The sequence below is a fragment of the Halorubrum sp. SD612 genome (assembly GCF_002135005.1).
The window spans coordinates 1-2,879 of the sequence record NZ_NEWI01000239.1; the positions used below are offsets into that span (position 1 = coordinate 1).

4 protein-coding genes are annotated in these 2,879 nt (G+C 70.5%); 3 read left to right on the plus strand and 1 reads right to left on the minus strand.

Going from position 1 to position 2,879, the window contains the following annotated elements:
* The first annotated feature begins 49 nt into the window (after nucleotides 1-49).
* From B9G38_RS15750 to B9G38_RS15760, 3 genes are all read left to right on the plus strand, one after another.
* Nucleotides 50-496: a bis(5'-nucleosyl)-tetraphosphatase gene (locus B9G38_RS15750; protein ID WP_049929747.1), complete on the plus strand. Its 447-nt coding sequence runs from the start codon at nucleotides 50-52 to the stop codon at nucleotides 494-496.
* 97 nt (nucleotides 497-593) lie between these two features.
* Nucleotides 594-1,589, plus strand: coding sequence for a DUF5787 family protein (locus B9G38_RS15755; RefSeq protein ID WP_086221004.1), 996 nt, complete (start codon nucleotides 594-596; stop codon nucleotides 1,587-1,589).
* A 21-nt stretch (nucleotides 1,590-1,610) separates the two neighbouring features.
* Nucleotides 1,611-1,820 carry a hypothetical protein gene (locus B9G38_RS15760; protein ID WP_049929745.1) on the plus strand — a complete coding sequence of 70 codons (210 nt, stop codon included), beginning with the start codon at nucleotides 1,611-1,613 and terminating at the stop codon, nucleotides 1,818-1,820.
* A 21-nt stretch (nucleotides 1,821-1,841) separates the two neighbouring features.
* On the opposite strand, the gene B9G38_RS15765 is transcribed toward B9G38_RS15760, so the two are convergent.
* Nucleotides 1,842-2,879, minus strand: a 1,038-nt coding sequence (locus B9G38_RS15765; protein WP_255375987.1) for a heterodisulfide reductase-related iron-sulfur binding cluster, incomplete at its 5' end; no start/stop codon positions are given.

The window sequence follows — 2,879 nt, forward strand, 5'->3', positions numbered from 1 at the left end:
GTTCGGGAGTCCGACACGCTCTTTAGGGGTGATCGCTTACCTGCGGCCAATGACGGTCGAAGCGACCAGTGCCGGAGCCATCCTCTTCCGCGATACCCGCGGCGAACGGGAGTACTTGCTCCTGAAGAGCCGACCGGGGGACTGGGAGTTCCCCAAAGGCGGGGTCGAGGGGGACGAGGAGCTCCAGCAGACGGCGATACGAGAAGTCGGCGAGGAGGCCGGGATCGAGGATTTCCGGCTGATCGACGGGTTCCGCGAGGAGTACGACTACGTGTTCGAGGCGAACGGCAAGACCATCCACAAGACGGTCCACCTGTTCATCGCCCGCTCGTTCGAGGCGAGCGCCGAACTCTCGAAGGAGCACCGCGACCTCCAGTGGCGCGACTACGACCAGGCGCTCAACACGATCACCCAAGACGGCCCGCGCGAGATCCTCGAGGAGGCCCACGTGTACCTCGACGAGCGGAAAGACGAGGAGGACGGGAAGTACGTCTGATCGGGGGGCGGAGACGGGCGCGCGATCGATCGGCCGACAGCGGGCGCCCCCGCCCCGAGCGTTTCGCTTTTGTCCGCGCCCCGCGACGGTGTGGACAGTGACGCCCGACGCCGAGTTCGGCTACGAGCTGTTGGTCTGTCGGTACGCCGAGCTGGAGTGGCACCCGAGCGAGGGACGCCGTCCCGCGCTCGTCGCCCGCCAGCTCGGCACGCAGGCGCGCCGCTGGGACACCGTCGTGATCGAGGTCGACCCCGCGGCGTTCGAACGGCGGCGCGCGTTCGGCGACCGGGCCGTCGACTCCGACCTCCTCCACGTCGTCCGCGGCGCGCCCGCCGCGTGGGCGTGGTACCGCGACGCGCTGCCCGACCCCGGCTACCCGTGGCGCTACGTTCGACAGGCGGTCCACCGGGCGGCGGGCCGCGGCCTGATCGAGAAGCGGCGCGACGGGAACCGGATTCAGATCCGCCGCAAGCGACCGTATCCGGACTGGGTCGAGCGGATCGTCGCGGTCGAGAACAAGCCGGACCTAGACGCCAGCGCGGCCGACAGGCTCGCCGACCAGCTCGAACACGACGTCGAGACCGCGCTCGCCGACGAGGTCTGGCTCGCGACCGAGACGACCGGTGAACGCGTCGAGCCCGCCCTCCTCCGCGAGATGCCCGTCGAGGCCGGGGGCCTCGCGACCGACTTCTCCGCGGGCGTCGACGCCGACGCGGTCGACGTGGCGTGGCACCCGAGCGCCCTCTCGCCCGGACCGGGCGAGCGACGTGACGCCGCGACGGAGACGCTCCGCCTAGAGATCGCCGAGCGCGCTTACGGGAAGGGGTGGCGAACCTTCCACGACACGATGCGGCCGGACTGCCGACACTTCGAACTCCGCCGCGAGGGGCGCGCGCTCGTCCCCTACTGCGCGGCGAAGGGGAAGGTCCCCACCGCGCGGGAGTGTTCGGGGTCCTGTCCGGAGTTCTCGCCGGAACCCCCGCAGTGGCGCACGAATGGGTGGCCGATCGAGGGCGGACCGGGGAAGGGTATCGAGCGGCTGCTGGCGCGGCGTCGCGAGCGCGAACGAAATCGGGTCGAAAGCGTTGAGTGACCGAGGGCGCCAGCAGGTCGTATGCGGTTCCCGAACCCTCCGCTCTCCGAGTACGCGCTCAACACGGCCGTCGTGGTCCTCACGCTTGGGGTCCTCCAGTACACCGGTTGGCTCTCCGAGGACCCCGGCGGGCTTGACCCGGCGTTTCTCGCCGTGGTCGCGGTAACGTTCCCGGCGTTCTCGTACCTCATCGCGCTCGCCGGGGCGAACGTGTGGTCTGACGCCGGTTGACCGCCCGAACGAGCCGTCTCCCTACGCCAGCGCGGCCGCCAGCTTCTCCACGGGATGCGACGGCTCCGGCACTTCGCCCGGCCCCTCCTCCAGCTGCGTCCGGCAGGACGTTCCGGGGGCGACGAGACCGTCGCCGTCGCTGGCGTCCACCTGCTCGAAGAGGTTCTCGCCGATCGCCTTGCTCATCGAGTAGTGCTCGGCCTCGTAGCCGAACGAGCCCGCCATCCCACAACAGGAGGAGTCGAGCGGGTCGACGCCGTAGCCCGCGCGCCGGAGGACGCCGACCGCGTGGTGGTCCTTCTTCGTCGCCTTCTGGTGACAGTGACCGTGGTAGGTGAGCGACTCCGTCGGGGCGTCGAGGGAGAGAGTCTCGTCGAGCCTGTGGGCGTCGACGTACTCCATGACGCCGTAGGCGTTCTCCGAGACGGCGGCCACGTCCTCGTCCGGCACGTCGCTGGCCTCGCCGTCGAGCAGGTCGTGGTAGTCGGACTGGAGCATCACGGCGTCGGACGGTTCGACGACGACCACCTCCCAATCATCCCGGACCCGGGGGGCGAGCGTCTCCACGGCGTCCCTCGCCGTCGCGCGCGACACGTCGAGCATCCCCTTCGAGTGTGGCGGCCGCCCGCTCCCGTCGACGTCCGGGATCTCGACGTGGCAGTTCGCGGCCTCCAGCACGCGCACCGCGGCCTTCCCCGCGCCGGGGTTCGTGTATGTCGTGTACACGTCGGGGAACAGCAGCACGTCGCGGTCGGCCTCCTCGCGCGAGACGCCCGCGCCGCCGCGGGCCTCGAACCAGTCGACGAGGGTCGCAGAGCGGAACTCGGGGAGGTCCCGCTCCCTCGCGATCCCGAGCGCCTTCTCCGCGATGAGCCCGCTCCCGGGGATCTTGTTCGGGAGGTTCGAGAGCGGCGCGAGCTTCGAGGCGAGCGGCGCGAGCGACTCGAAGCGTCCGAGCAGCCGCGTCCGCAGATCGATCCCGTGCTCCTCGTGGTGGGCGTGCTCGACCTCCGCCTTCAGCTTCGCCATGTCGACGCCGCTCGGGCAGTCCACCTTACA